The following is a 26359-nucleotide window of genomic DNA, read 5'->3' on the forward strand; positions in this document are numbered from 1 at the left end:
ATGGCCTGCAGGAAGTGCGAGATCTCGTACGTGGCCCGGACCGGGTCGACGACCTTGAAGTAGAGCACCGTGTCGATCGAGACGACCAGGTTGTCGGACGTGATGACGGGTTGCGGCGGGAAGCTGACCACCTGCTCGCGCATGTCCACCTTGGTGCGGACCGCGTCCACGAACGGGACGAGCAGGTTGAGCCCGGGCGACAGGGTGCGCTTGTACTTGCCGAGGCGCTCGACGACGTCCATCCGCTGCTGCGGCACGATGCGGACGGAACGGACCAGGGTGATCACCGCAAAAAGGGCGATAACAAAGATGAGTACACCGATTACAACTTCCATGGCGCCTCTCTACATATGTGAAATGTCGTCGCGCCAGACGATCGCCGTGGCGCCACGGACCTTGATGACCCGGACCCGCTCGCCCGGTTGGTAAATCTCGGTGCCGTCGAACGACCGCGCGGTCCACATCTCGCCGTCGATCTTCACGAGGCCGTGGTCGGCGTCGACCTCCTCGAGCACCGTGGCCTGCGATCCCTCGATCGCCTCCACCCCGAACGGCGTCTCGCCCGACTCCAGGGCCGAGCGCTGGTGCTTCACGATGATCGGCCGGATCGCCGCGACCGACAGCCCGGACACGATCGCGAAGACGATGGCCTGCAGCAGCAGCGGGGCGCCCAGGGCCGCCGCACCGGCCGCCGCCAGCGCGCCCGCGGCGAAGAAGATGATCAGGAAGGTCGCGGTGAAGGCCTCGGCGATCGCGAAGGCGACGGCGAGAACGATCCAGAGGACAGCTTCCATACCCCGATCGTGACACGTCTGCGCACGTATAGCGACGGCCAGTCACGGCGTAGCCATATCGCCGCGCGCCAGTTGTATACCCCAGTTGCTCCACCGAGAGAGGCCCACCGTGTCCCTGTTGCCGGAAACCGGCCGACGTGTCGACGAGATCGCCGCCCGCGCGCAGAGTGCGGGGCGTGCGCCGTCCCTGGCGCTGGCCGTGGTCCGCGACCGGGCCGTGCTGCACTTCGCCGGCGTCGGCGAGCAGCCCCGCCCCGATCCCGAGACGCAGTACCGGCTCGGTTCGATCACCAAGATGCTGACCGCCACCATGGTGCTGCAGCTCCGCGACGAGGGCGCCTTCGCCCTCGACGACCTGCTGTACCGGCACCTGCCCGGCACCTCGGTCGGCAGCATCACGCTGCGGCAGCTGCTCGGGCACGTGTCCGGGCTGCAGCGCGAGCCGGACGGCCCGTGGTGGCAGCGCACCGACGGCGGCGACGTCGACACGTTCCTCGCCGAGCTGGCGTTCGACAAGGTCGCCGGGCCGCCGTTCCGCCGGTTCCACTACTCGCACCTCGCGTACGGCCTGCTCGGCGCGATGCTGGAACGGGTCACCGGGGAGAGCTGGGCGGCGCTGGCCGGCAAGCGGGTGCTGGAGCCGCTGGGCATGACGCGGACCACGTACGCGCCGGTCGAGCCGTTCGCCCGCGGGTACGTGGTGCACGCGCTGGACGGCAGCCTGCACGAGGAGCCGCGCCGGGACGCGGGCGCGATGGCGCCGGCCGGGCAGCTCTGGTCCACCGTGACCGACATGGCGACCTGGGCGGCGTTCCTGGCCGATCCGGCGCCCGCGGTGCTCGGCCGGGAGACGCTGGACGAGATGTGCGCACCGGTGGCGCTCACCGACCTGGAGTCGTGGACCGGCGGGCACGGGCTCGGACCCCAGCTCTTCCGGGTCGGCGAACGGGTGTTCGTGGGGCACGGCGGATCCATGCCGGGATACGCCGCCCATCTCGCGGTGCACCGGCGCAGCCGCACCGGCGTGATCGCGTTCGCCAACGCGCACCGCCTGACCGGCACGTCGATCCGGGACGTCTGCCTGGACGCGCTGACCACCGTGCTGGACGCCGAACCGGCGACGCCGGAGCCGTGGCGGCCGCCGCCGGCACCGGGCGACGGGACGGCCGAGCTGTGCGGCCGCTGGTGGTGGATGGGCCAGGAGTACCAGCTGGACGCGGACGGCGACCGGGTGGTGATGGGCAAGGTGACCCCGCCGGCGGTCGAGCCGTGGTCCTTCGCCCCCGAGGGACCGGACCGGTGGCGCGGGCTGACCGGGGAGAACGCGGGCGAGGTGCTGCAGGTGCGGCGTACCCCGGAGGGAGCGGTGGACGGCCTGGACATCGCCACGCTGCGCTTCCGCCGGGACCCGGCGCACCTGGCCTAGAAGCCGGCCGCGACCGAGGCGAAGTAGCGGTCGGCCACCCGGGTGTGCAGGTCGAAGCCGAGCGGCGTGGGCTGCTCGATCACCTCGACGCCGAGCGTCTCCTCGTTCGGCAGCGGCGGCGGGAGCGTGGTCACGGCCGGCAGCAGGCCGAACACCAGCAGGGTGCCGTCCGGGGCGCTGAGCGTGTCGAACAGGCGTACCGCCGCCGGGTCCGCGGTGAGGCCGGTCTCCTCGGCGAGTTCGCGTACCACGGCCTGCTGCCAGGTCTCCCCCATGTCGATGTAGCCGCCCGGCAGCGCCAGCCGGTCCCGGGCCGGCGGAATGCCGCGCCGCACCACCAGCAGCGCCAGCCCCACCGGCTGGACCGCGACGGCGACCGGCTTGGGATTGAGGTAGCTGGTCTCGCCGCAGGCGGCGCAGTGCCGCGGCCACGGCCGCCCGGCGGCGAACCGGGCGCCGCAGAACGTGCAGTGCGCGTACCGGTCAGGCATGCAACGGCGAATTGCAGGCGGCCACCAGGGCCTGCCGGCACGCGGCGGTGAGCGGCCGCAGCGCCGCGTCGCGTTGCTGGGCCTCGTAGGTGTTGACCGCCCCGCCGGGCGCGTTGTGCTCGGCCAGCGTCAGCACCTGGTCCAGGATGCTGGCCCGGGCGAACAGCCGGCGGGCCCGCGGGTCGAAACCCGGCGGGAGCGTGGCGGTGCTGTCCGGCCGGCGCAACGCCTGCAGCGCGCCGGCCAATTCGGGACGCCACTGCGCCACGTCCAGCCGGGTCAGCTGGGTGGTCGCCTCGGCCAGCGCGGCGGTCAGCTCGGACTCCGCCTCGGCCGCGCCCATCTGGAACCCCGGCCGGTGCCCGGACACCGGGTGCACGCGCCAGAGCACGGTCTCGAACTCCATGCCGGAACCGGACGTGTGCCGGCGTACCTCCGGCACGATCCCGAAGTGCGGTGTCATCACCGCCTCGCCGGCCAGCATGGCGGCGCCGGTCAGCGGGCCCGGGCCGGGCAGGCCACGCGGGTCGCCGGGTGCCGGCAGCACCAGGCGGACGTCGTCCGGCTGCAGCTTCGCGAACACCGGCAGCCCGGAACCGAGCGGCACGTCGGTCCAGGTGCCGGGTACATCGGCGACGAGGTGCTCCTCGTCGCCGGCGATCTCGTCGGCCAGCTCGTCGAACGGGACGAGACCGGCGCGCCAGGCGCGCACCCACGCCACGAACCGGGTGGACCGGCGCGCCGTGAGAGTCGCCGCATTCGCTGCGGGTGACATGCGAGCAAGGGTACGTGCCGCACGACAGCGTTGTCTCCGTCGGAGCGTCGGAAACGGCGTGTCACTGCCCAGGGGTTACCGTGCGGGCATGTATGGGGAGGACGTACTCGCCGGCAACTGGCGCCGGCGCAAGGTGGTGCCCGAGGTGGACGCGGAGCGGGACCTGGTGGTCGAGGACGTGGACTCCGGATTCTGCGGCGCGGTGGTCGGGTTCGAACTCGGCGCGGTGGTGCTGGAGGACCGGCACGGCCGCCGCCGCAACTTCCCGCTCGAACCCGCAGCGTTCCTGCTCGAGGGGGCGGTGGTGACGCTGCGCAAGCCGGCGGCGCCGGACCGCCCGGCCGCCCGGCAGCGCACCGCCTCCGGTTCGGTGGCGGTCGCCGGGCAGCGGGCCCAGGTGGCCAAGGCCAGCCGGATCTGGGTGGAGGGCATCCACGACGCCGCGCTGGTGGAACGGATCTGGGGTGACGACCTCCGGGTCGAGGGCGTGGTGGTGGAGCCGCTGGACGGCATCGACGAGCTGGCCGCCGAGGTGCGGTCGTTCCGGCCGGGACCGCACCGCCGCCTCGGCGTGCTCGTCGACCACCTGGTGCCGGGCAGCAAGGAGAGCCGCATCGTGGCCGCCGTGCAGCACCCGGACGTGCTGGTCACCGGGCACCCGTACATCGACGTCTGGCAGGCGGTGAAACCGGACCGGGTGGGCCTGCGGGCGTGGCCGGTGATCCCGCCCGGCCGGCCCTGGAAGGAAGGCGTGTGCGCCGCCGCCGGCGTCGCCGAACCGGCCGACATGTGGCGGCGCATCCTGGCGAGCGTGCACAGCTACAAGGACGTCGAGACGCCGCTGATCAACTCGATGGAACGCCTGATCGACTTCGTGACCGAACCGGGCGCACCGGGCTGACCGGCGGTGCGGTTCAGTCCGTCGGCGGGGTGGGGAGGTGCTGTTCGGTCAGCAGCAGCTGGTGCAGTTCGGCCGAGGCCACCGCGACCTGGTCGAGGTGGGCGTTGAGGCCGAACGAACGCGGGCGCGGGATGTCCACGTCGACGATCTTGTTGATCCGCCCGGGCCGGGCGCTGAGCACGGTCACCCGGTCCGCCAGCAGGACGGCCTCCTGGATCGAGTGGGTGACGAAGACGATGGTGGTGCCGAGCTCGGAGTGAATGCGCTGCAGCTCGACGGCGAGTTCCTCGCGGGTCAGGGCGTCCAGCGCGGAGAACGGCTCGTCCATCAGCATCACCTTCGGGTTCTGGATCAGCGCCCGGCACAGCGACACCCGCTGCTGCATGCCGCCGGACAACTCATGCGGAAGCCGCTTGGCGAAGGTGCCGAGGCCGGTCATCTCGAGGAGTTGCCAGGCCCGTTCCCGGTGCTGCGGACGGCGCCACTTGAAGATCTCCACCGGCAGCAGGACGTTGTCCTCGACCGTGCGCCACGGCAACAGGGCCGGCCGCTGGAAGACGAACGCGACGTCCCGGCGCGGCGTCACCACGCGGTCGCCGGCGATGGCGATCCGGCCGCCGGTGGGTTTGAGCAGGCCGCCGATCAGCCGCAGCAGGGTCGACTTGCCGCAGCCGGAACGGCCGATGACGGCCATGAACTCGCCCGCCCCGACGGTGAGGCTGATGTCCTTGAGCGCCTCGACCGGACCGGACCTGCCGCGGAACGTCTGCGACGCCCCGTCGATGGTGATCATCGGACTTCCCTGGGTGCTAGCGGCCGGTGGGCCTAGGACGAGATCGCGCGGGCCCATGGCACCAGCAGGCGCTCGATGCCGGCCATCACGTAGAAGAACAGCACGCCGATGGCCGCGAGCAGGGCCAGGGCCGCGAACGCGAGCGGGGTGTCGTTGGAGGCACCGGAACCCGCGATGACCGAACCGAGGCCGTGGTCCGGGTTGACCACCTCACCGATGACGGCGCCGATGATGGCCAGCGGGGTGGCGACCTTCAGACCGACGAACACCTGGGGCAGCGCCCAGGTCAGTCGTACCTTGACGAAGGTCTGCCACCAGGACGCGGAGAGTGAACGGGCCAGTTCGTGCAGATCGGCCGGCGTCGAGGAGAGACCGGCCATGGTCGACACCACCACCGGGAAGAAGCTGACCAGGACGACCATGACGATCTTCGGCGGATCACCGAAGCCCATCCACACCAGCAGCAGCGGGGCGAGCGCGACCTTGGGGATCGCGTTGACCGCCGCGAGGATCGGCATCGCCATCCGCTCCACGGTACGGGACGCGGCCAGCACCACGGCGATGGTCAGCCCGCCCGCCACCGCGATGCAGAAACCGACGAGTACCCGCTGCGAGGTGATCCAGGTCTCCTGCAGGAGGAACCGCGGCGTCCGCAGGAAGGACTCCACCACGTCCGCCGGTGACGGTACGTAGAACGGGTCGATCCGCAGGAAGACGGTGAGCGACCACCAGAGAGTCACGGCGATCACCACCCCGAGAACGGGCAGCCCCGCGTTGGTCCACACCCGGGCGAGCCGGGTGCCGCTTGAGAAGTCCGTCATGGTGGAACTCCGTGGGTGGTCTCGGACGATGGATGGGGCGGGGCGAACCCCGCCCCCTGCGACATCAGCCGGCCGGGACGAACCCGAAGTCGACGACCTTGTCCGGGCTCATGCCGGGCGGCATCAGCCCGGCGCTCTGCAGAACGGCGATGCCGCGGGCGACCCGCTGCTCGTCGATGTGCCCCAGCGGCGCGCCACCGGGCGGTGCCACGTACGGCTTCATCGCCTTGAGCTCGCCCACCGCGGCGGGGACGGCGGCCGTGGGCTCGGCCCGGTTGAGGATGGTGGCGGCCTCCTCGGGATTGTCCACCGCGTCCTGCAGGCCCTTCAGCGCCGCACTCGTGAACCGCTTGACCAGATCGCGGTTGCTGGCGATCAGGGCCGGCTTGGCGATGATGGCGTTGCCGAAGAGATCACTGAGGTACGTGCTGTACGGCATGACCACCACCTCCTTTTTGGAGACGTTCTCCAGCGCCTTCTGGCTGAGGAGGAAGGTGCTCAGCGCATCGACCTTCCGCTTGGCCATCAGCCCGTTGAGCGCGGTGGGCTGGGCGCCCTGCAGCTTGACCGTCTTGGCGTCGATCTTGGCAAGCTTCGCGTACGCCGGGAACAGCAGCTCACTGACCGAGCCGCTGCCGGTGGCGACGGTCTTGCCGGCGAGGTCGGCCGGCGCGGTGATCCCGGTGTCCTTCGTGGTCATGATGGACACCAGGGTCTGCTGGTGGATCGCCGCGACCGCGCGCCAGTCGGTGAACTTGCCGGTGCCGGACTGGATGACCGCGCCGGTGAAGTCGAGGGCCGCGAACTGCGCCTGGTCCGACTTGAGCAGCGTCAGGTTCTGGACGTTACCGGCGCCCTTCTGGATCTCGACATCGATGCCGACGTCCCGGAAGTAGCCCTTCTCCTTAGCCAGCCAGATGAACGAGTCACGGCCGACAGCGCCGAAGGCCGTCACATAGGTCACCTTGTCGACCTTGCCGGAACTCGCGCCGCTGTCGCCGTCGCTGTCGCCGGTACACGCGCTCAACCCGACCGCCGCGACGAGCAGGGCGGCAACCAGCGCAGGTGAACGTCTGATCATGCATTCCTCCTGGATTTCCCGCCGATCGCGGGTGAAAGTTCGGCTGTTCGTGGGAACCGGGGAACGCCTGTGCCATCGACATTCGTGCCCGCCAGCCCCGGGTCCGGACGAGATGCTAGAGCAGTGTCAATCACCTGTCACGGGGACATTCGTCTCCTTCGGACAGCGGAAATCCCGCGTGCGGGACGTCCTGTTAGGACGTTTTCGCAGTTCGTGCATGCGACGAGAGGCTCCCGGCGGTTGCCCGTGGTGTAGACAAGATTGTTGACAATCTCGCGCGGTCGGGCAGGGCCCGATAGTCTCCGGTGTCCCATCCACAATGACTCTTTCCGGGGAGGTGGAGCGCGAGATGACAGTGCCGGACGGCGCGTACGAGACGTTGCGCGCGCTGATCTCGAGCGGCGAGCTGATGCCCAACGAGCGGTTGGTCGAGGCCGACCTCGCCGCCCGGCTGGAGGTCAGCCGCGCCGTCGTGCGCCAGGCACTGGTCCGCCTCGGACAGGACCGGATGGTGGTGCTCACCCCGCACCGGGGCGCCCGGGTCCGGATGGTCACCGAGGCGGAGGCGGTCGAGATCCTGCAGGCGCGGGCCGTGCTGGAGGGCCTCACCGCGGGCGCGGCCGCCCGGCGCGCGACCGGCCGGGAACTCGCCTCGATCCGCCGGATCCTCGCCGACATGGACCGCAAGTTGGCCCAGGACGATCTGCTCGGCTATTCGGAGAGCAACGCGGCTCTGCACGCCGCGATCATCGCCGCCTCCCGGCACGAGACCGCCGCGCGTCTGATCCGAGGGTTGCGCGCACAGATGGTCCGGTTCCAGTTCCGCACCATCCTGGTGCCCGGTCGGCCCGCACAGTCCTTTGCGGAGCACCTCGCGATCGTCGACGCCATCGCGGCCCGCGACCCGGAGACGGCCGAGGACATGATGCGCCGTCACCTCTCCCACGTCGAGGGCACGCTCTCGCACACCACCGCGGCGAAGCAGCGGCGCGCCGCCACCCCGCCGGGGAAACCCACCCACAAGGAGAGCCATGTCTGACCACCCCGTCCCGTCGGCGGCCGCGCGGGCGCTGGTGTCCGGCGCGTACGACACCCATGTGCACGTCGCACCCGACGTGATGGAACGCCGCATCAACGACGTCGACCTGGCGCGGCGCTTCGCCGACGTGGGCCTCGCCGGCTTCGTCCTCAAGTCGCACTACGTCACGACCGCCGAACGGGCCACCGTGGTCCGTACCGCCGTGCCCGGCGTGGACGTGCTCGGCGCGATCACCCTCAACGGATCCATGGGCGGCATGAACCCGGCCGCGGTGGAGATCGCCGGCCGGCTCGGCGCCCGGATCGCCTGGATGCCCACCGTTGATTCCCGCAACCAGCGCACCAGCACGGCCGGTGACCTGCCGGGCGCCAAACCGGCGATGTGGGGCGCCCTGCAACGCGACCTGCAGGCCCAGGGCATCGTCCCGGACGTGGTCGAGGTACTCGACTCCGACCACACGGTGCTGGCACCGGTACGGCAGGTGCTGCGGGTGCTGGCCCGGCACGACATGGTGCTGGCCACCGGGCACCTGTCCGGGCCGGAGATTCTGGCCGTGGTCCGGGCCGCGCGGGAGGAGGGCGTACGCCGCGTCGTCGTCACCCACCCCGAGTTCACCTCGCAACGGCTGTCCGTGCCCGTGCAGCGCGAGCTGGCCGCACAGGGAGCCCTGCTCGAACGGTGCTTCACCACCCCGCACACCGGCAAGGTGTCGTGGCCGGACCTGTTCGACAACATCCGTCAGGTCGGACCCGAGCACTCGGTGCTCTCCAGCGACCTCGGTCAGCCGTTCAACCCCCCGGTGGAGGACGGTCTCGCGCTGTTCGCCGACCGTCTTCTGGAGGCCGGTTTCACCGAGGCGGAGGTGCGCACCATGGCGGTGACGAACTCCCGCGCCCTGGCGGCGGCCCCGTCCCCGGTCGAGGTGTCCGCATGAGCGGGAGCGGTGAGGCTACGACCGGGACCACGACGGCGGACGATCGCCGATCCGCGGAGCGACAGTTGGCACCGAGCGGGAGCGGTGAGGCTACGACCCGGACCACGACGGCGGACGATCGCCGATCCGCGGAGCGACAGTTGGCACCGAGCGCCCGCCGGATGCTCGTCGTGGGTGCGCACAGCGCCGACTTCGTCTGGCGTGCCGCCGGCGCGGTCGCCAAGCACACCAGCCGCGGCGGAGAGGCCCTGGTGGTGGCGCTCTCCTACGGCGAACGCGGCGAGTCCGGCGAACTCTGGAAGGACCCCGACCAGACCGTCGAGAACGTCAAACGGATCCGCCATGCGGAGGCCGCCACGGCCGCGGCGGCGGTCGGCGCCCGGTTCGAGCCGTTCGATCTCGGCGACTACCCGCTGCGGGTGGGCGACGAGCACATCGACCGGCTGGCCGCGCTCATCCGTGACTTCGCGCCGCACACGGTGCTCACCCACCCGGACACCGACCCGTTCAACCCCGACCACCCCGCGGCGCACGCCGCCGTCGCCCTGTCCCGCCAGCTCACCGCGGGAGCCGGGGTGGCCAGCGGCTTCCACACCGTGGCGCCGAGCGAGTTCCTGGCCTTCGAGCCGCACCAGCCGGAACTGTGCGGCTTCGTGCCCACCGTGTTCGTGGACATCACCGACGTGATGCCGGCCAAGCGCGAAGCGATGGCGGCCATGGGCGCACAGAGTTACCTGCGCGAGTACTACACCCAGCGGGCCGAGCACCGCGCCAACCACGCCCGCAAGGTCACCGGCAACAAGGCGATCCAGTACGCCGAGGCGTTCCAGCGGCTCATCCCGAACGTGGTGGACGCGCTGTGACCGCCGGACACCAGGACCTCGCCGCCGCCGGTGTCGCGACCGTCTACGAGGCGGCCGGACGGCGCGGTCTTCTCGACACCGACCTCGAACAGCTCGTTCCGGGCAGCCGGGTGGCCGGTCCGGCCCGTACCGTCCGGTGCGGGCAGGACGACAACCGCGCCGTGCACGAGGCCATGACCCGGCTGCGCCCCGGCGAGATCCTGGTGCTCACCATGCCGCGTCCCGCACCGGTCGCGCTGATCGGTGAGCTGCTCGCCACCCAGGCCCAGGTCCGCGGCGCGGCCGGCATTCTGGTCGACGCCGCCGTACGGGACGTGGACGACCTGCGCCGGCTGGGCCTGCCGGTCTGGGCACGATGGCGCCGTGTGCGGGGTGCCGCCAAGGACGTCCGCGGTGAGCTCGACGTACCGGTCCGGGTGGGCGGCGCGACCATCGCCCCCGGCGACATCGTGATCCTGGACGCCGACGGCGGCGTGGTCGTGCCGCCGGAGACCGTGGACCAGGTCGCCGTGGCGGTCGCCGCGCGGCTCGACCGGGAGGCCACCATGCGGGCCCGGCTGGCGGCCGGCGAACTGTCCTACGACATCCACGGCCTGCGGACGGCCGACGAGGTCGGCTCCTGACCTCAGATCTCGTCGATCAGGTCGGCCACCGAGTTGACGACCCGGGACGGCCGGTACGGGTACCGCTCGCTCTCCTCCCGGGTGCTGATCCCGGTCAGCACCAGGATGGTCTCCAGCCCCGCCTCCAGCCCGCACAGCACGTCGGTGTCCATCCGGTCGCCGATCATCGCGGTGCTCTCGGAGTGCCCGTCGATGGTGTTCAGCGCGGACCGCATCATCATCGGGTTCGGCTTGCCGACGAAGTACGGCTCCACCCCGGTCGCCTTGGAGATCATCGCGGCGACCGAGCCGGCGGCCGGCAGCGCGCCCTCGTTGGACGGGCCGGTGGCGTCCGGGTTGGTGCAGATGAACCGGGCCCCGTCGTTGATCAGCCGGACCGCCTTGGTGATCGACTCGAAGCTGTAGGTGCGGGTCTCCCCCAGCACCACGTAATCCGGTGCGAACTCGGTGAGCACGTAGCCGGCCGCGTGCATCGCCGTGGTGAGGCCGGCCTCACCGATCACGTACGCGGTGCCGCCGGGCCGCTGGTCGGCCAGGAACTGCGCGGTGGCCAGCGCCGCGGTCCAGATCGACTGCTCCGGTACGACGATGCCGATCCGGCTCAGCCGGGCCTGCAGGTCGCGCGGCGTGTAGATCGAGTTGTTCGTCAGGATCAGAAACGGCTTCCCGGACGTCTTCATCCGGTGGACGAACTCGGGCGCGCCGGGAACCGGCACACCCTCGTGGACGAGTACCCCGTCCATGTCGGTGAGCCAGCTCTCGATGGCCTTGCGTTCCATCACGTCGCTCCCTGTGCCGCACCCGGCTGCGCCGGTCCGCCCCGGCCGGCACCCGGCCGCTTCGGCGGAGGGCAACAGATGGCCGGGCACGTGTCCCAGACCGGGAGCGTACCGAGCCGCTCGCGACCGGCACCGTCGGTGCGCTCCTGCACCAGTTCCCGGATCATCGCCACGAAGCGCGGATCGGTGCCGGGCGTCGCCGCACGGGCGTACCCCAGACTCAGATCCCGGGCCGTGTCGGCGGCCTCGTTGTCGAGGTCCCACAGCACCTCGAGATGGTCGGAGACGAACCCGATCGGGCTCACCACCACGTCCGTGACGCCCTTGGCGGCCAGGTCGGCGAGGTGGTCGTTGATGTCCGGATCGAGCCACGGCACCTGCGGCGGGCCGGAGCGGCTCTGCCAGACCAGGTCCCACGGCAGGTCCGGGGCGGACCCGGCGTGCACCAGGGCGGCGGTCTCGTGCAGCTGCGCGGTGTACCGGCCGCCCTCCGGCCCGGCCGTCTCGGCCATGGTGACCGGGATCGAGTGGGCGGTGAAGACCAGCCGGGTGGTCGCCCGCCGGGCCGGGTCCAGCTCGGCGAGCGCGGTGCGCACCGCGTCGGTGTGCGGGCCGACGAAGCCGGGATGATCGTGGAACTGCCGCAGCTTCGCGATCCGCGGCGCCCGCGGGCCGACGTGCGCCCGGGCCGCGGCGATGTCCTCCCAGTACTGCTTGCAGGACGAATAGCCACCGTACGCGCTGGTCGCGAACCCGAGCGCGGACTCGATCCCGTCGTCCCGCATCCGCGCCACGGTGTCGGCCAGCATCGGCGCCCAGTTCCGGTTGCCCCAGTAGGTGGGCAGCGTCACGCCGTGCGCGGCGAACTCCGCGTCCACCGCGGCGAGCAGGTCCCGGCACTGCTGGTTGATCGGCGACACCCCGCCGAAGTGGTAGTAGTGCTCGGCCACCTCGGCCAGACGTTCATCGGGTACGCCGCGCCCGCGCGTCACGTTGCGCAGGAACGGCATCACATCGTCGGGGTGCTCGGGGCCACCGAAGGACAGCAGGAGGAACGCGTCGTACGCCACCCCGCCATCCTCCCTCGCCGCCCGGCCGGCGGCGAGGTCACCCCACGGGGTGGTGAGAACCACCGCTCCGCGGCGTCAGGATCACCGTGGACCTGGTCGCGCGCTCACCAGATCCACGGATCAGAACCTAGGCGTCCTGACCGCGGGGACGGGCCGCGACCCGCAGCGCCGCCCCGCCGACCATCAGGATCTGCGACATGGCGATCATGGCGAGCACCTCCGGGCCGGTGGTGGGCAAGGTGTCGTCGTCGTCCGCCGTCTGCGCCCGCGGGTACGCCTCGGCCTGCGCGCCGCCCGCCCCGGCCTGCGGCAGGTTGTCGGCACTGGTGCCGCCCGTGTCCGAGCTGTCGTCCGGCGGATCGGCGGTGTCCGACGGCGTCCGCGCCGCGGCACGCTCCAGGGTCCGGGCCTGGCCGGCGGCCGCCGCCACGGGCGCCTGCGGGGTGGGCTCCGGCACTGCGGACAGATCGGCACCCTGCCAGGCGATCGAACGGGGAGCCCCGGTGGGCGCGCAGCCCAGATCCGGGCAGCCGAGTTCGGTGGCCAGCCGGTGGAAGATCGGGGCGGCCTGGGCGTCGAGTTCCGGCGGGTCGGCCGGCAGCGCCTCGGTCAGGGGGGATGCGCCGGTGGGCTCGGCCCCGGTGAGCGGCGCGGCCCCGCCGGCGGGCCGGGCGTCCGGTTCGGCCGCCTGGTCAGCAGGCCGGGCGGCCGGGGCCGGGGCGGCCGGGGCGGCCGGCGCAGCAGGCCGAGCGGCCGGAGCAGCGGGCCGAGCGGCCGGAGCAGCGGGCCGAGCTGCCGGAGCGGCCGGCCGGGCCACGGGTGGAGCGGCGGCCGGTTCGATCGAGCCGGTCGTCGACGGCTCGGCGGTGTCGGCCGAGGGCTTGGGGTCGTCCACGGGAGCATCGGTCTGCGCGCCCGGCTCGTCCCGATTGTCCGCGGGCGGCTCGTCCTCCGGATCGTCCCGCACGTCCGCCGGCCGCTCACCCCCGCCGTCCGGCTCAGCCTCAGCGCCCGGCTCAACCTCAGCGCCCGGCTCAACCTCAGCGCCCGGCTCAACCTCAGCGCCCGGCTCAACCTCAGCGCCCGGCTTAACCTCAGCGCCCGACTGGTCCGAAGAACCGGGCTGATCCGAAGAACCGGACTGATCCGACGAGCCCGATTTATCCGAGGAGCTCGACTTATCCGAGGAGCCCGAAGGACCCGACGAGTCCGACTGATCTGACGAGTCCGACTGATCCGAAGCGTCCGACTGATCTGAAGCGTCCGACTGATCCGAAGCGTCTGACGAACCCGACGAGCCCGACTGCGCCGAAGAACTCGACTGGGCCGGCGGGTCGGGTTCGGCCGATGCGTCCGGGTCGGGTTCGGCCGATCCCTCGGCGTCGCCGGTACCGCCCCAACGGTCGGTCGCCGTGTCCCCCGGATCCACCGGGGCGGACACGTCGGCCCCCGGCCCGAAGTCGGACGCCTCGGTGATCGTCGGGAGACCGGTCAACGCGGCCGTTGCCGCGATGCCGGCCAGCACGGTCAGTCGCCGGACGCCCCGGCGGGATCCGGATCGTACGCGCCTCTTCGCCACGAACCGAACGTTAGGCCCGCCGGAGCGGCCGGGTGACGCTTTTCCGAAGAATCCTCACGGACGGTCAGGCGCCCAGCGCGTGATACCCGCCGTCCACGTGCACGATCTCGCCGGTCGTCGCCGGGAACCAGTCGGACAGCAGCGCGCACACCGCCTTGGCGGCCGGCTCCTTGTCGTCCAGGTCCCAGCCGAGCGGCGCCCGTTCCACCCAGGCGTCCTCGAACTGCTCGAAGCCGGGGATCGACTTGGCCGCCATGGTGCGCAGCGGCCCGGCCGACACCAGGTTGCTGCGGATGCCCTGCTTGCCCAGGTGCAGCGCAAGGTAGCGGGACGCCGACTCCAGACCGGCCTTGGCCACGCCCATCCAGTCGTAGACCGGCCACGCCTTGGTGGCGTCGAACGTCAACCCTACGATGCTGCCGCCCGGCTGCATCAGCGGCAGGCAGGCGGTCGCCAGAGACTTGTACGAGTACGTCGACACGTGCAGCGCGGTGGCCACGTCGTCCCACTGCGCGTTCAGGAACTCGCCGCCGAGCACGCTCTGCGGGGCGAACCCGATCGAGTGGACCACGCCGTCCAGGCCGTCGGTGTGCTCGCGGACCTTGTCCGGCAGGCCGGCCAGGTGGTCCGGGCTGGTCACGTCGAGTTCGATGATCGGCGCCGGCTGGGGCAGCCGCTTGGCGATCCGCTCGACCAGCGAGAGCCGGCCGTAGCCGGTGAGGATCACGGTCGCGCCGCTTTCCTGGGCCAGCTTCGCCGTCGAGAAGGCGATCGAGGCGTCGGTGATGACACCGGTGACGAGCAGCCGCTTGCCGGCCAGCAGTCCAGACACGAATTCTCCAGGATCTCGAGAGCTCAGTGGCCCATGCCCAGGCCGCCGTCGACCGGGATGACCGCGCCGGAGATGTACGCCGACGCGTCGCTCGCGAGCCAGGTCACCGCGGCGGCGACCTCGTCCGGCTGGGCCAGCCGACCGGCCGGCACCGCCTTGATGATCTCCGCCTTGCGGCTCTCCGGCAGCACGTCGGTCATCTCGGTGTCGATGAAGCCGGGCGCGACCACGTTCGCCGTGATGTTACGGCTGCCCAGCTCACGGGTGATCGAGCGGGCCATGCCGACCAGGCCGGCCTTGCTGGCGGCGTAGTTCACCTGTCCGGGTCCGCCGTACAGGCCGACCACCGAGGAGATGAAGATCATCCGGCCCCAGCGGGCGCGCAGCATCTTGGTGCTGGCCCGCTTGGCGCACCGGAACGCGCCGGAGAGGTTGGTGTCGACGACCCGCTCGAACTGCTCGTCGGTCATCCGCAGCAGCAGCGTGTCGTCGGTGATCCCGGCGTTGGCCACCAGCACCTCGACCGGGCCGAGTTCGGCCTCCACGGTGCTGAACGCGGCGTCCACCGCGGCGCTGTCGGTGATGTCACACTGCACCCCGAACAGGCCCTCCGGCGCGCCACTGCCCCGGTGGGTGATCGCCACCCGGTCGCCCTGCTTGGCGAACGCGCGGGCGATCGACAGGCCGATACCGCGATTTCCTCCGGTCACCAACACCGTGCGGGCCAACGGGACTCCTTCTCGTAATACCCGGGTAGGGGTGCCGGCTGGCACCGTAGCGGCACGACTCGGGCGGCGGCACCGCCGTAACGTGCTGGTGATGGAGACTAGCGGCCTCGGCATCGGACGCGTAGCCATGGGCCCGCTGCTGCGCGTCCTGACCGGGCCGGACGAACCCCTCCGGCTGACCCCCCGGCCGATCCTCCGGTACGCGGCCCCGCTCGGCCTGCTGGCCCTGGCCGGACTCGGCGCCATCAACGCCGCCTACCTGCAGGACGCCCGCGGCATGCACGACTTCTGGGCGCTCCTGCTGTCGGTCGGCGCGGTGCTGCCGGTGGCCCTGGCCGCCCGCCGGCCGTTGCAGGGCTGGCGGGTCGCGTTCGTGATGCTGTTCCTCGGCACCTTCGGGTCCGCGCCGAGCGAGTCGTGGCCGTGGTCACCGGTGCAGATCATCGGATACCTGGTGATCGTGCTGCTGGTGGCGCTGACCGAGGAGGCGGTCATCACGGTCTGGATCACCGCGTGCGGTGTGGTCCCGGCGTTCTTCCTCACCGACCAGGGCAACGCGTACGGGGTGGCGGTCCTGCTGATCGCCGTCGCGCTGCTCGGCGACGTGCTGGCCCGCCGGCGGCGCAACCGGCACCAGCTCGCCGAGCAGACCGAGCTGACCGAGCTGGAACGGGCCCGGCGGGCCGTGCTGGAGGAGCGGGCCCGGATCGCCCGCGAGATGCACGACGTGGTGGCGCACCACATGTCGATGATCGCGGTACGCGCGGAGACCGCGCCGTACCGGCTGAGCGATCTCGGCGAACCGGCCCGCGACGAACTGGCCACCATCGCCACCGCCGCCCGGGCCGCGCTGACCGACATGCGCCGGCTGCTCGGGGCGCTGCGCGCGGACAGCGAGGAGGCGCCCCGGGAACCGCAGCCCGGGCTGGCCGACCTGCCCGACCTGGTGGCGGCCGCGCAACGGGCCGGCGTGACGGTGACCTGGTCACCGGCCGGGAGCGGGGAGGCACCGGAACCGGTCGGGCTGGCGGCGTACCGGATCGTGCAGGAAGCCCTGGCGAACGCGGCCCGGCACGCGCCCGGCAGCAAGGTCGAGATCGCCGTGCTCGCGCTGCCGGACCGGCTGGAGATCTCCGTGCACAACAGCCCGCCGCAGAGCGATCCGAACGCTGCCGCCCCGCACCCGGACGACCCGCAGCCCGACGGACCGCACCCGGACAACCCGCAGCCCGACGGCCCGGACCCGGACAGCCCGCACCCGGACAGCCCGCAGCCGGACGGACCGACGCCGGGCGGACACGGACACGGACTCACCGGCATGCGCGAGCGCGCCGATCTGCTCGGTGGCACGCTGTCCGCGGGCCCGGACGCCCGCGGCGGGTACGTGGTGACGGCCAGCCTGCCCTACCGGGAGGACAGCGAATGATCAAGGTGTTGATCGCCGACGACCAGGCGATGGTGCGGCAGGGCTTCGGCGCGCTGCTCGCCGCCCAGCCGGACCTGCTGGTGGTCGGCGACGCCGCGGACGGCGAGGCGGCGATCACCGCGGCCCGGCGACTGGACCCGGACGTGGTGCTGATGGACGTGCGGATGCCGGTGCTGGACGGCCTGGAGGCGACCCGGCGGCTGCTGAACGGCCGGACGGACGGCCCGCGGGTGCTCATCCTCACCACGTTCGACCTCGACGACTACGTGTACGAGGCGTTGCGCGCCGGAGCCAGCGGCTTCCTGCTCAAGGACGCGCCCGCGGCCGACCTGGTGCACGCGGTACGGGTGGTGGCGTCCGGCGAGGCGCTGCTGGCGCCGTCGGTCACCCGCCGGCTGATCGCCGAGTTCGCCGCCCGCCCGCACGCCGACCGGCCCCGGCCCACCGCCCTGCAGGCACTCACCCCGCGGGAGACCGACGTGCTGCGGCTGATCGCCCGCGGCCGGTCCAATCAGGAGATCGCCGCCGACCTGGTGGTGGCCGAGCAGACCGTGAAGACCCACGTGGGGCGCATCCTGGGCAAGCTCGGCCTGCGGGACCGGGCCCAGGCCGTGGTGTTCGCGTACGAGACCGGTCTGGTCGCGGTCGGCGGGTAGCACCCGGGTACCGGGCTCCGGACCACGCCGGAGTGTGACGACCGGGCACCGGCCCGCGCCGGACGCTGCCGGGCATGCGAACAGTCCTCCTGCTCGGCGGCGCCACCCTGATGGCTTTGATGCTTCCCGGTGCGCCGGCCGCCCCCGTACCGACCCTGCCCGCCTTCGCCGACGCGTACCGGTCCGCGACCGCCGCCATGCACGCGGCCGGACCGCCGTACGCCACCTGGGCCGCCGCCGGCCGCCGGTTCCTGGCGTTCGATCCGCGCGGCGACGGCACCGCGGCCGAGGTGATCGGCGACCTGGCCACCGCCGACCGGATCGCGGTGCTGGTGCCCGGTGCGGACACCGCGCTGCCGGACTTCGACCGGGGGCTGGGCGGCGTGGCCCGGCGGGCGCCGGCGACCCAGGCCCGGGCGCTGTACCGGCAGTTGCGGGCGGCCCACCCGGATGCCCGCGTCGCGGTGGTGGCGTGGCTCGGCTACGACACCCCGGACGGCACCAGCCTGGACGTGGTGCGCGAGTCCGCGGCCCGGAACGGCGCCCGGGCGCTGACCGGGTTCGTGCGCGGCCTGGTGGCGCAGCGGCCGGGCGCCGCGGTCACGCTGGTCGGCCACAGTTACGGCGCGATCGTGGTCGGGCTGGCCGCGCCGGACCTGCCCGAGGTGGGTGACCTGGTGGCGCTGGGCGCGCCCGGGATGGGCGCCGGCCGGGCGGCCGACCTGGGCGGCGCGCGGGTGTGGGCGGCGCTGGCCCCGGCCGACTGGATCCGCCGGGTGCCCGCGGTCCGCCTGCTCGACCTGGGGCACGGCCGCCGCCCGTCCGCACCGGCGTTCGGTGCCCGGCCGCTGCCCACGGCCGGGGTGTCCGGCCACGACGGCTATCTGGTGCCCGGAAGCGCCACACTGGACGCGGTGGCCGAGGTCGTCCTGGGCCGCATGGCCGATACGGAGGCCGCCCGATGAGCGGGAGCGGTGAGGCTACGAGTCCGGACCCCGACGGCGGACGAGCGCCGAGCCGCGGAGCGACGGCCGGCCGGCACACCCGGGACACCGGCATCGACACGATCCGGGCCGTGGCGATCGCCGGCGTGGTGGGCGGGCACTGGCTGGTGACCGGCCTGGTGGTGCACGGCGACGGGGTGCTGCGGCAGGCCAGCCCGCTGGCCGCGATGCCGCAGCTGGCCCCGGTCACCTGGCTGTTGCAGACGCTCGGCCTGTTCTTCTTCGCCGGCGGGTTCGCGGCCACCCGCGCCCTGGACCGCAGGCCGGCGCCACGCACCGGCGGCGGCGCCACCGACGTGCCGGACCGCCCGCCGAGGCCGCGCACCGGGCGCGGCGGCACCACCCGGCTGGTCCGGGCGGTGCTGATGCTGATCGGCTTCTGGGCGGTCGTGCTGTGTGCCGGCGCCGCGCTCGGCACCCCGGCCGGCACGCTACGCACGGTGGCGAAGCTGGTGGTCAGCCCGCTCTGGTTCCTGCTGCCGTACCTCGCGCTGCGGGCCGTCACCCGGCCCGCGCACCGGCTGCTGGGACACGCCGGTGCGCTGATCGCCGGCGCCGTGGCGGTGGTGGCGGCGTCCGACGCGGGTCTGCTGCCGGCCCCGCTGGCGATCGCCGGCGCCTGGTCGGTGCCGTGGCTCCTGGGCATGCTGGTGGCCCGGGACCGGCTGCGGGTTCCCCCGGTGGCCCTGATCGTCGCCGGGGCGGCGGGTCTGGCGGTGCTGATCGGGGTGGCCGGATATCCGGTCAGCGCGGTGGGCGTGCCGGGCGACGGCCGGTCCAACCTGTCCCCGCCGTCGCTGGCCGCGGTCGCCCTGGCGATCGCGCAGATCGGCGTGGTGCTGCTGATCCGGGCCCGGCTGACCCGCCCGTCCCGGCCGGTGGCGCTGCTGAACCGGGCCGCGCTGCCTGTCTACCTCACCCACCAGAGCGTGCTGCTGGCCGTCACGGCCGCCGCGGCGCTGCTGCACCCCCGGATGCCGGGCCTGCTCAGCACGCCGGACGGGCCGGTCTGGGTGGTGCAGCGGATCGCCTGGCTGCCGGTCCTGGCGGCCGGCCTGCTCCTGCTCGTCGCACTCCGGAGGAGGCCGGGCGGTCCGGTCACGCCACGCCGGGCGGACCCGCCCGCATTAAGTTCTGCTTAAGGGGTACGCTCCCACACGGTTCAAATGCCCGGGACGACCGACGGAGGTGATCGCTGTGCGAGATAGCGATCCTCCCAGTCGTGGCCGGGCCGCTCGTCAGCGTGTCTGACCGCTGACGTCTCCCGCCCGTCCCCCGCCGGATCCCGCCGCACCTCGGCGGGCCGGTGCGGTCGTGTGCGCCGCGACCACGGGGATCAGGGTGCCGGCCGCGACTTCCCGGGTGCGCGTTTCCCGTCGCCGGTCACTTCCGAAGGGTTCGAACCATGGGCCGTTTCGCCGCTCCGCTCAGCTTCACCATCGCCGCCGCCTGGGTCGTCGTCCTGTTCGTGCTGGTGCACGGCGCGGCGTGAGCCGTCACGGCAGGCGCGACGTCCAGAGCAGACTCAGCGCCGCCGCGATCAGCCCGAACAGCAGGGCCACCCCGGCGTACCACTGGGTCACCTCACGGGCCTCGACCCGCCGCCCGATCGAGCTGCCCATGTCCTCGTACACCTGCTTCAGCTCGCTCACCGACGCGGCTTCGTAGAAGAAGCCCTTGGTGGTCTCCGCCATCTCCTGCAGCGCCTTCCGGTCCACCGGGACCCGCTGCAGCTGGCCGCGGATGTCCACCATGCCGTTGTCGGTGCCGAACGCGATGGTGGAGACCGGCACGTTGGCCGCGACCGCGGCGGCGGACGCGTCCTCCACGGACCGCCCGGACGTGCGGAAGCCGTCGGAGAGCAGCACGATCCGGGCCGGCGGGGCGCCGCTCGCGCCGTCCGCGGGCACGGTGCGGATCGCGTCCAGGGACGTGAACACCGCCTCGCCGGTCGCGGTCGACTCGGCCAGCGTCAGGCCGGCGATCCCGGCCAGCACCGCGGACCGGTCCTTGGTCGGCGGCACCAGCACGTTGGCCGACTTCGCGAACGACACCAGACCCAGGTTGTACGTGGGCGGCAGTTCACTGACGAACGCCTTGGCCGCCTCCTGCGCCGCCTCGATCCGGTTCGGCGCGACGTCGTCGGCCTCCATGGACAGCGATACGTCGATGGCCAGCATCACCGTGGCCCGCTCCAGCGGCTCCTCGGTGTCGACCGACGGACGGGCCATCGCCGTGCCGAGCGCCACCAGGCTGAGCAGGAAGGCCCCCGCGGCCGCGTGCCGGCGCCAGCCCAGGCCCTTCGGCGCCAGCGTGCGGAGCAGGTCGACGTTGGTGAACTTCATGGCGTACGTCCGGCGACGGAACTGGCGCCACAGGTACAGACCGGCGATCGCGATCACCGGCAGCAGCGCGAGCAGCCACACCGGCTCGAGAAAACGAATCATCGGGTGGTCCCCCGGGTGCGTGCGTGTCGTTGGGCGGCAACGAACCGGACCATGTCCAACAGCCAATCCGTATCGGTGCGTAACCGCAAGTGTGCGGCGCCGGCCGCGCGCAGGGCCCGGGCGATGGCGCCGCGCTGTTCCCCGGCGGCCTCGGCGTAGCGGCGGCGCAACGCCGGGTCGGCGGTCTGCACCTCGTGCAGCGCGCCGGTCTCCGGGTCGGCGAGGGTGAGCACCCCGACGTCCGGCAGCTCCAGCTCGCGCGGGTCGACGACCTCGATGGCCAGCACGTCGTGCCGGACGCCCAGCTTGCGGACCGGGCGGGCCCACTCGTCCACCGGGGCGAGGAAGTCGGAGATCACCACGGCCACCCCGCGGCGCCGCGGCGGCCGGTTCAGCTTGTCGATCAGCGCGCCCAGGTCGGCCCGTCCCGGCCGGACCTCGGTGCGGGCGATGGCGCGCAGCAGCCCCTGCGCCTCCTTGCGGCCGGGACGCGCGGGCAGCCGGAGGATCGGCGCGGGTGGCGGCGGCGCGGCGGCGGTCTCCCGGCGGCCAAGCCAGCTGCGGCGGCCACGCGCGGGGGGCGCCGGTACGCCCGCACCGGTCCCGACCACCGCGCCGATCCGGTTGCCGCCCCGGACCGTCAGGTGCGCCATCGCGGCCGCGGCCGCGATCACCAGGTCCCGTTTGAGCCAGCGGGCGGTGCCGAAGTCGACGCTCGCCGACAGGTCGACCGCCATCCAGGTCTCCAGCTCGCGGTCCGCCACGGTGCGGCGCACGTGCGGCGTGGTGGTACGGGCGGTCACCGGCCAGTCCATCCGGCGCACGTCGTCGCCGGGCCGGTACTCGCGGGACTCGCCGGCCTCGGTGCCCGGCCCGGGCAGCAGGCCGGCGTAGTCGCCCTGCAGCAGGCCGTCGAGCTTGCGGGTGACCAGCAACTGCAGGCGGGACAGGACGGCCTCGGCACGCGCGGTGCCCATCGCGTCCCCGGCGCCGGGACCGGTGGCGGCCGCCGGACTGCCTGCCTCGGTCACCACGGCACCGTCACTGCTGTCCCGGCCAGATCGAGGCCTGCGGCGGATGCGGATGCGCCGTGGCGTCGAAAGCACCGGCCGGCACGCCGCTGGTCGGTGCGGCCTGACCGTTCGGACCGGGGTGACCGGGCTGGCCGAACGCCGGGCCGGGCCCGGGCTGGCCGTTCGGCGCGGCACCCTGGCGGGACGCCACCGACGGCATCGGCACCATGGACATGATCCGGGCCACGATCTGGTCGGCCGGGATGTCGTCGGCCAGCGCGTCGTAGCTGAGCACCAGCCGGTGGCGCAGGATGTCCGGCGCGATGTCCTGCACGTCCTGCGGCAGCGCGTAGTCCCGGCCGCGCAGCAGCGCCAGCGCCCGGGTGGCCCGGACGATGCCGAGCGAGGCACGCGGGCTGGCGCCGTACTGGATCAGCTGGGCGACGTCGGGCATGCCGTGCTGGGCCGGCGCCCGGGTCGCCAGCACCAGCCGGACCGTGTAGTCGACCAGCGCGTTGTGCACGAACACCTGGTCCGCGCGGCGCTGCAGGGCGAGCAGGTCCTCCGGGGTGAAGATGGCCTTCGGCTCGGGCGCGCTGACGCCCATCCGGTACACGATCTCCCGCTCCTCGGCGTCGGTCGGGTAGCCGACCAGGATCTTCATCAGGAAGCGGTCGCGCTGTGCCTCCGGCAGCGGGTAGACGCCTTCCTGCTCGATCGGGTTCTGCGTGGCCATCACCAGGAACGGGTCGGGCACCTCGTGGGTCTGCCCGCCGATCGACACCTGGTGCTCGGCCATCACCTCGAGCAGTGCCGACTGCACCTTGGCGGGCGCCCGGTTGATCTCGTCGGCGAGCAGGAAGTTGACGAACACCGGGCCCAGCTCGACGTCGAACTTCTCGCTGGACTGCCGGTAGATCCGGGTGCCGACGATGTCGGCGGGCACCAGGTCGGGGGTGAACTGCACCCGGGAGAAGGTGCCGCCGACGACCCGGGCGAGCGTCTCGACGGCCAGCGTCTTGGCCACTCCGGGTACGCCTTCGAGCAGGCAGTGACCGCGGGCGAGCAGGGCGACGAACATGCGCTCGACCATCCGGTCCTGACCCACGATCACCCGCTTGACCTCGAACATGGCGCTCTCGAGCTGCGTCGCGTCCTGTGCGGGTGGCACCGCGGCGCTCGTCTCCGAGCTGGTGCCGGTATCGGGTGTGATCGGCTGGGCCACCGGTCCTCCACAGCGGGTATCGACTCGCGCGGGCGCGGATGCCCGACGCTCAAGACTTACACGACCACCCTGAGAGCGTCCCGGCGGAGGCCACAACACGCACGGAACCGGGTGCGCCCTTACCCCAGTACCGGCGTACGCAATGGCCCGAAGGAGTCGATCTTTCTGCGCGATACGCCGGAACGGGCACACCCGCCGGGTGGACGCGGGGACTCGACAAGCGTGTAAGATTTGAAGCGTCGCCGGGCGACTTCCCCCGTGGTCGCCCGGCGCTCTACTCCCTCCCCCGTGTCCGACGTAGTCTTGGCGGGATGGTCGAGCAATCCGCGCACCACCTGCTGGAGCCCGTTCTGGAGCCGCAGTGCTCCGCCAAGGGCTGCCGCGCGCCCGCGGCCTGGCAGCTGTTGTGGAACAACCCCAAGCTGCACACCCCCGAGTACCGCAAGACCTGGCTGGCCTGCGACGACCACCGCGTCTCGCTCGGCGATTTCCTGGGCGCCCGGCGCTTCCTGCGCGACGTGGCGCCGTTCCCGGCGGCGGCCGATGCGCCCATCTCCTAGGCTCGACACGTGACCGAGTCGTCCGTGTCTCCCCCCGATGCCCACCGGGTCGACCCGCTGGAGCCCTGGCCCGATGCGGTCGAATGGCGCCCGGTGTCACCCAAGCTGATCACTGTGGAGCTGATCAACCGCGCCATCTGGGTGGCGCTGCTCCTGGCCGGGCTGTTCGTCGGCTGGATGTACAACGACCACGAACTGTGGCTGGCCGGCATGGGCGCGGTGGTGCTGTTCGCGATCTGGCGCTCGTTCATCACGGTCCGGGCCGTCCGGGCCTGGGGGTACGCCGAACGCGACAACGACCTGCTGGTCCGCCACGGCCTGGTGATCCGCCGGCTGTCCATCGTCCCGTACGCCCGCATGCAGTACGTGGACGTCACCGCCGGCCCGCTGGAGCGCGCGTTCCAGCTGGCCACCGTGCAGCTGCACACCGCCTCCGCGGCCAGTGACGCGAAGGTGCCCGGACTGCCGCCGGAGGAGGCGTCCCGGCTCCGCGACCGCCTCACCGCCCTCGGCGAGGACCGGGCCGAGGGACTGTGACCTCCACCGACGCGCCGGCCCAGCCCGAGGAGCAGCCGGAACCGGCCGCCGAACCACCCGCCGCGCTGTCCCCCGTACCGACCGAGGAACCGCGCCGCCGGCTGCACCCGATGAGCCCGCTGCTGCACGGCGCCAAGTCGATCGCGGTCATCGTGGCCGCACTGTCCTGGCAGACGCTGTCCCAGGTCGGCGTGGGACGGTTCGCGCTGGTCGTCCTCGTGCTGGCGGTCGGCGTGGTGATCCTGTCGCTGATCAGCTGGCTGAACACCGGGTACCACATCGTCGGCCGCGAGCTGCGCATCCAGGACGGCCTGCTGTGGCGGCGCAACCGGGCCATCCCGCTGGAACGGCTGCAGTCCGTGGAACTGCGCCGCCCGCTGCTCGCCCAGCTCACCGGCCTCGCCGAACTCCGCCTCGAGGTGGTCGGCGGCGGCAAGACCGAGGCGCCGCTGGCGTACCTCACGGTCCGGGACGCCGCCGCCCTCCGCGAACGCCTGCTGGCGCTGGCCGGCCGTACCCCCGCCCAGCCCGCCCCGGCACCCGCCGACCCGGCGGCACCGGCCCCCGCCGCGCCCACCGGCGAACGCCCGATGCTCCAGGTGAACAACCAGGACGTCCTGGTCAGCCAGCTGCTCACCCCGCAGGCGTTCTTCCTCCCGATCGGCGTCGCGTTCGTGGTGGTGCAGTTCGTGCTGCAGGGATCCTGGGGCTTCGTCGGCATCGCCAGCACCGTCACCGCCATGGCCGGCGTCCTCATGCAGCCCGTCCGGCGGGTCCTGCAGGACTGGAACTTCCGGCTGGCCCGGGACACCGACGGCCGGCTGCTGGTGCGCTTCGGCCTGGTGGAGACCCGCAGCCAGGTGGTGCCGCTGCACCGGGTGCAGACCGTGACCGCGACCTGGCCGCTGCTCTGGCGCCCCAAGCAGTGGCTGCACCTGCGCCTCGACATCGCCGGCTATCCCGGCCCCCAGTCCGGCACCGACAAGGGCTCGGACCGCCTGCTTCCGGTCGGCGACTTCTGGACCGCCCGGGCGCTGGTCTGGGACGTCCTGCCCGGCGTGGACCTGATGGCGTTGCCCACCACGCCGCCGCCGGCCCGGGCACGCTGGCTGCACCCGTTCGCGCTACGCCGGATCGGGGCCGGCCTCACCGACCAGGTCTTTGTCAGCCGGTGGGGGCTGCTCACCCGGCAGCTGTCCGTGGTCCCGTACGCCCGGCTGCAGAGCGTGCGCGTCGTCCAGGGCCCGATCCAGCGGCGCCTGGGCCTGGCCACGGTCTACGCCGACACCGCGGGCGGCCGCTCCGGCACCGCACACGACCGCGACCTGGCCGAGGCCTGGGCGCTGGCCGAGCAACTGGCCACCCGGGCCCGCCGGGCGCGCGAGGAGCATTCCGGGCGGGACGTGGTGGCGGCCGCGGTCACCGACGACACGACCTGGCAGCGACCGCCCGCCCCCGCGGACCAGCCATCCGCGGACCAGCCATCCGCGGACCAGCCGCCCGCCCAGCCTTAGCGACGCCGGCTCGCGACCGGGCGCCCGGACCGCGGGCCCCTAAGCTTGGTTCATGGAGCTTCCGGAGTTCGCCCCCGGTCTCACCGCCCGGGTCGAGTTGACCGTCACCGATGCCGACACCGCCCAGTCCCTCGGTTCGGGTGACGTGCCGGTGCTGGGCACGCCGCGGGTGCTGGCCCTCGCCGAGGCCGCCACCGTGGTCGCGACCGCCCGGCAGATGCCCGGCGGAGTCACCACGGTGGGCACCCGGGCCGAGGTGGAACACCGGGCGCCGACCGCGGTCGGCCGGCACGTCACGGCGTTCGCCACCCTCGCCAAGGTGGACGGGCGGAAGCTGCTGTTCGACGTGGTGGTCCGGGACGGCGAGGACGTCGTCGCGGAGGTGCGCGTGGAGCGGGTACTCCTGGACCGGCAACGCTTCATCGCGAAGGCGCTCGGCGACTGAGCA

The 26359-nt window shown here is 72.8% G+C and carries 29 protein-coding genes; 14 read left to right on the top strand and 15 right to left on the bottom strand.

Going from position 1 to position 26359, the window contains the following annotated elements; translation table 11 throughout:
• On the bottom strand, positions 1–335 hold a 335-nt coding region (locus LDL48_RS04810), incomplete at its 3' end, for an SPFH domain-containing protein (protein ID WP_255627441.1).
• A gap of 9 nt (positions 336–344) precedes the next feature.
• Entirely contained in the window at positions 345–794 is a 450-nt protein-coding gene (locus LDL48_RS04815) for an NfeD family protein (RefSeq protein WP_225253771.1), read from the bottom strand.
• 109 nt (positions 795–903) lie between these two features.
• Here LDL48_RS04815 and LDL48_RS04820 point away from each other — a divergent pair, with 109 nt between their 5' ends.
• Positions 904–2220, top strand: a complete 1317-nt coding sequence (locus LDL48_RS04820) for a serine hydrolase domain-containing protein (protein ID WP_225253772.1) — start codon at positions 904–906, stop codon at positions 2218–2220.
• Here LDL48_RS04820 and LDL48_RS04825 read toward each other — a convergent pair.
• On the bottom strand, positions 2217–2711 hold the full coding sequence (locus tag LDL48_RS04825; protein ID WP_225253773.1) for an NUDIX domain-containing protein: 495 nt from the start codon (positions 2709–2711) through the stop codon (positions 2217–2219). The two genes, LDL48_RS04820 and LDL48_RS04825, sit on opposite strands and share 4 nt — an antisense overlap.
• Positions 2704–3486, bottom strand: coding sequence for an Rv1486c family protein (locus LDL48_RS04830; protein WP_225253774.1), 783 nt, complete (start codon positions 3484–3486; stop codon positions 2704–2706). The genes LDL48_RS04825 and LDL48_RS04830 overlap by 8 nt, the downstream gene beginning before the upstream one ends.
• 88 nt (positions 3487–3574) lie before the next feature.
• On the opposite strand from LDL48_RS04830, the gene LDL48_RS04835 reads away from it, so the two are divergent.
• The gene (locus tag LDL48_RS04835) at positions 3575–4387 is read left to right on the top strand and encodes a DUF3097 domain-containing protein (protein WP_225253775.1); all 813 of its coding nucleotides are present in this window, start codon (positions 3575–3577) and stop codon (positions 4385–4387) included.
• A gap of 13 nt (positions 4388–4400) precedes the next feature.
• On the opposite strand, the gene LDL48_RS04840 is transcribed toward LDL48_RS04835, so the two are convergent.
• From LDL48_RS04840 to LDL48_RS04850, 3 genes are all read right to left on the bottom strand, one after another.
• A complete protein-coding gene (locus LDL48_RS04840) occupies positions 4401–5180 on the bottom strand; it encodes an ABC transporter ATP-binding protein (RefSeq protein WP_225253776.1) in 780 nt (259 codons plus the stop codon).
• Positions 5181–5212: 32 nt separating this feature from the next.
• The gene (locus tag LDL48_RS04845) at positions 5213–6001 is read right to left on the bottom strand and encodes an ABC transporter permease (protein ID WP_225253777.1); all 789 of its coding nucleotides are present in this window, start codon (positions 5999–6001) and stop codon (positions 5213–5215) included.
• Between the two features lie 64 nt (positions 6002–6065).
• Positions 6066–7082 carry an ABC transporter substrate-binding protein gene (locus LDL48_RS04850; protein WP_225253778.1) on the bottom strand — a complete coding sequence of 339 codons (1017 nt, stop codon included), beginning with the start codon at positions 7080–7082 and terminating at the stop codon, positions 6066–6068.
• Between the two features lie 349 nt (positions 7083–7431).
• Here LDL48_RS04850 and LDL48_RS04855 point away from each other — a divergent pair, with 349 nt between their 5' ends.
• The 4 genes from LDL48_RS04855 to LDL48_RS04870 all read left to right on the top strand — a co-directional run bounded on the left by LDL48_RS04855 (position 7432) and on the right by LDL48_RS04870 (position 10541).
• A complete protein-coding gene (locus LDL48_RS04855) occupies positions 7432–8121 on the top strand; it encodes a GntR family transcriptional regulator (RefSeq protein ID WP_225253779.1) in 690 nt (229 codons plus the stop codon).
• Positions 8114–9055, top strand: a complete 942-nt coding sequence (locus LDL48_RS04860; RefSeq protein ID WP_225253780.1) for a DUF6282 family protein — start codon at positions 8114–8116, stop codon at positions 9053–9055. Before LDL48_RS04855 ends, LDL48_RS04860 begins: the two co-directional genes overlap by 8 nt.
• 140 nt (positions 9056–9195) lie before the next feature.
• Positions 9196–9918 (top strand): PIG-L deacetylase family protein, encoded by a 723-nt coding sequence (locus LDL48_RS04865; RefSeq protein WP_225253781.1) that lies wholly within the window; start codon positions 9196–9198, stop codon positions 9916–9918.
• Positions 9915–10541 (top strand): RraA family protein, encoded by a 627-nt coding sequence (locus LDL48_RS04870; protein WP_225253782.1) that lies wholly within the window; start codon positions 9915–9917, stop codon positions 10539–10541. The genes LDL48_RS04865 and LDL48_RS04870 overlap by 4 nt, the downstream gene beginning before the upstream one ends.
• 2 nt (positions 10542–10543) lie before the next feature.
• Here the strand turns inward: LDL48_RS04870 and LDL48_RS04875 are convergent, their stop codons facing one another.
• The 5 genes from LDL48_RS04875 to LDL48_RS04895 form a co-directional block, all read right to left on the bottom strand.
• Positions 10544–11320, bottom strand: a complete 777-nt coding sequence (locus LDL48_RS04875) for an HAD-IIA family hydrolase (RefSeq protein ID WP_255627443.1) — start codon at positions 11318–11320, stop codon at positions 10544–10546.
• A complete protein-coding gene (locus LDL48_RS04880; protein WP_225254114.1) occupies positions 11320–12390 on the bottom strand; it encodes a ferrochelatase in 1071 nt (356 codons plus the stop codon). Before LDL48_RS04880 ends, LDL48_RS04875 begins: the two co-directional genes overlap by 1 nt.
• 127 nt (positions 12391–12517) lie before the next feature.
• Complete coding sequence (locus LDL48_RS04885; RefSeq protein ID WP_225253784.1) at positions 12518–13357, bottom strand: hypothetical protein; 840 nt, start codon at positions 13355–13357, stop codon at positions 12518–12520.
• A gap of 676 nt (positions 13358–14033) precedes the next feature.
• On the bottom strand, positions 14034–14801 hold the full coding sequence (gene fabI, locus LDL48_RS04890) for an enoyl-ACP reductase FabI (protein ID WP_225253785.1): 768 nt from the start codon (positions 14799–14801) through the stop codon (positions 14034–14036).
• 23 nt (positions 14802–14824) lie between these two features.
• Positions 14825–15529 carry a beta-ketoacyl-ACP reductase gene (locus tag LDL48_RS04895; protein WP_225253786.1) on the bottom strand — a complete coding sequence of 235 codons (705 nt, stop codon included), beginning with the start codon at positions 15527–15529 and terminating at the stop codon, positions 14825–14827.
• Between the two features lie 91 nt (positions 15530–15620).
• Between LDL48_RS04895 and LDL48_RS04900 the strand changes: the two genes are divergently transcribed.
• The 4 genes from LDL48_RS04900 to LDL48_RS04915 all read left to right on the top strand — a co-directional run bounded on the left by LDL48_RS04900 (position 15621) and on the right by LDL48_RS04915 (position 19757).
• Positions 15621–16955 carry a sensor histidine kinase gene (locus tag LDL48_RS04900; protein WP_225253787.1) on the top strand — a complete coding sequence of 445 codons (1335 nt, stop codon included), beginning with the start codon at positions 15621–15623 and terminating at the stop codon, positions 16953–16955.
• Positions 16952–17611 carry a response regulator gene (locus tag LDL48_RS04905; protein ID WP_225253788.1) on the top strand — a complete coding sequence of 220 codons (660 nt, stop codon included), beginning with the start codon at positions 16952–16954 and terminating at the stop codon, positions 17609–17611. Before LDL48_RS04900 ends, LDL48_RS04905 begins: the two co-directional genes overlap by 4 nt.
• A gap of 74 nt (positions 17612–17685) precedes the next feature.
• Positions 17686–18576 carry an alpha/beta hydrolase gene (locus LDL48_RS04910; protein WP_225253789.1) on the top strand — a complete coding sequence of 297 codons (891 nt, stop codon included), beginning with the start codon at positions 17686–17688 and terminating at the stop codon, positions 18574–18576.
• Positions 18573–19757, top strand: coding sequence for an acyltransferase family protein (locus tag LDL48_RS04915; RefSeq protein ID WP_225253790.1), 1185 nt, complete (start codon positions 18573–18575; stop codon positions 19755–19757). Before LDL48_RS04910 ends, LDL48_RS04915 begins: the two co-directional genes overlap by 4 nt.
• A gap of 354 nt (positions 19758–20111) precedes the next feature.
• Here the strand turns inward: LDL48_RS04915 and LDL48_RS04920 are convergent, their stop codons facing one another.
• The 3 genes from LDL48_RS04920 to LDL48_RS04930 form a co-directional block, all read right to left on the bottom strand.
• Positions 20112–21062, bottom strand: a complete 951-nt coding sequence (locus LDL48_RS04920; protein ID WP_225253791.1) for a VWA domain-containing protein — start codon at positions 21060–21062, stop codon at positions 20112–20114.
• Complete coding sequence (locus LDL48_RS04925; protein ID WP_225254115.1) at positions 21059–22039, bottom strand: DUF58 domain-containing protein; 981 nt, start codon at positions 22037–22039, stop codon at positions 21059–21061. Before LDL48_RS04925 ends, LDL48_RS04920 begins: the two co-directional genes overlap by 4 nt.
• 64 nt (positions 22040–22103) lie before the next feature.
• A complete protein-coding gene (locus LDL48_RS04930; protein ID WP_225253792.1) occupies positions 22104–23300 on the bottom strand; it encodes an AAA family ATPase in 1197 nt (398 codons plus the stop codon).
• Between the two features lie 311 nt (positions 23301–23611).
• Here LDL48_RS04930 and LDL48_RS04935 point away from each other — a divergent pair, with 311 nt between their 5' ends.
• The 4 genes from LDL48_RS04935 to LDL48_RS04950 are packed head-to-tail and all read left to right on the top strand — an operon-like array spanning position 23612 to position 26356.
• Positions 23612–23860 (top strand): hypothetical protein, encoded by a 249-nt coding sequence (locus LDL48_RS04935; RefSeq protein ID WP_225253793.1) that lies wholly within the window; start codon positions 23612–23614, stop codon positions 23858–23860.
• A gap of 9 nt (positions 23861–23869) precedes the next feature.
• Positions 23870–24397, top strand: coding sequence for a PH domain-containing protein (locus tag LDL48_RS04940; protein WP_225253794.1), 528 nt, complete (start codon positions 23870–23872; stop codon positions 24395–24397).
• On the top strand, positions 24394–25911 hold the full coding sequence (locus LDL48_RS04945; RefSeq protein WP_372472039.1) for a PH domain-containing protein: 1518 nt from the start codon (positions 24394–24396) through the stop codon (positions 25909–25911). Before LDL48_RS04940 ends, LDL48_RS04945 begins: the two co-directional genes overlap by 4 nt.
• Positions 25912–25963: 52 nt before the next feature.
• Positions 25964–26356 (top strand): thioesterase family protein, encoded by a 393-nt coding sequence (locus LDL48_RS04950; RefSeq protein ID WP_225253795.1) that lies wholly within the window; start codon positions 25964–25966, stop codon positions 26354–26356.
• Positions 26357–26359: the final 3 nt, after the last annotated feature.

The sequence above is a fragment of the Jidongwangia harbinensis genome (assembly GCF_020216025.1).
GTDB lineage: Bacteria > Actinomycetota > Actinomycetes > Mycobacteriales > Micromonosporaceae > Actinoplanes > Actinoplanes harbinensis.